Genomic DNA, 1,286 nt, shown 5'->3' with positions numbered 1-1,286 from the left:
CTGGTCAGCACGAGCCGCTCAGCGCCGGCCTCCGCCAACCACCGCGCGACACGACCACCCAGCGCACCCGTGCCACCCGTCACCAGCACCGTGCCAGACGGCGACCACGACCCCGCACCCTCCGGCAGCGGCGCCCGCACCAGACGACGCCCGAACACCCCGGACGAACGCACGGCCACCTGGTCCTCACCGGAACCCGCCAGAACCCCGACCACGCGCGACAGCGCACGCTCGTCCAGAGTCTCAGGCAGATCGACCAGACCACCCCAGCGCTCCGGCACCTCCAGCGCCGCAACCCGGCCCAGACCCCACACCTGCGCCTGCGTCGGCGACACAAGTCGGTCCGACCGACCGACCGAGACCGCACCCCGCGTCAGACACCAGACGCGGGCACCCACCCCCGCATCGCCCAGAGCCTGGATCAGACCCGTCGTGTCGACGAGCCCCAGCATCGACACCACACCCGCGTACTCACCGGCAACCAGACGCGCCAACGCCGCACGGTCCGTACCCGGCTCTACCTCGACCCGGCGCACCTCCGCACCACGCCCCGCAAGCGCATCCACCACCGGCGAGTCACTCGTGTCCGCGGCCAGCACGACCACCAGCCACGCCCCGGACAGGCGCGCACCGGAAGCCTCGGTCAGCGGCTTCCACACCACTCGGTACCGCCAGCCGTCCACCTCCGACCGCTCCCGACCCTGCCGACGCCACGCCGACAACGCCGGAAGCACCTCACCCAGCGACGCATCGCCTGAGACCTCCAGCTCGGCAGCCAGGGATGCGAGGTCTTCGCGCTCCACCGCGTCCCAGAATCGGGCGTCCACTCCGTTCGGCTGATCCGCGACCGTGGATCGGGGAGCCGCCCACAGCACGGTCTCCGGCCAGAACCTTCGCCGCTCGAAGGCATAGGTCGGCAGGTCCACCCGCCGCGCACCGGTCCCGGCGAAGAACCCGGCCCAGTCCACCTCCACACCCCGCACGTGTGCCTGCGCCAGCGCAGTGACCGCGCTCTCCGCCTCCGGACGACCCTTGCGCAGCACCGGCATAAAGGCGGCGTCCCCGGTCACGCACTCCTGAGCCATCGCCGACAGCACGCCGTCCGGGCCGAGTTCGATGAACGTCGTGACCCCTGCGGCCTCCAGAGCACGCACCCCGTCCAGGAAGCGCACGGCATCGCGCACGTGCCGAACCCAGAACTCGGGCGAGCCCATGTCATCTGCGACGACGGCGCCCGTCAGGTTCGACACGACCGGGATACGCGGGGCCTCGAACGACAGCCCCGC

At 71.9% G+C, this 1,286-nt stretch carries 1 protein-coding gene; it reads right to left on the bottom strand.

Features of this window, described 5'->3' with window-relative positions; translation table 11 throughout:
* Positions 1-1,286 (bottom strand): KR domain-containing protein (locus CHF15_RS43740; protein ID WP_143681808.1); only part of this gene is annotated, 1,286 nt, incomplete at both ends.

Source organism: Actinacidiphila glaucinigra (genome assembly GCF_900188405.1).
GTDB classification, from domain to species: domain Bacteria; phylum Actinomycetota; class Actinomycetes; order Streptomycetales; family Streptomycetaceae; genus Actinacidiphila; species Actinacidiphila glaucinigra.
Note: the sequence above shows the minus strand (reverse complement) of the source record. Positions and strands in the feature narration are given on the sequence as shown.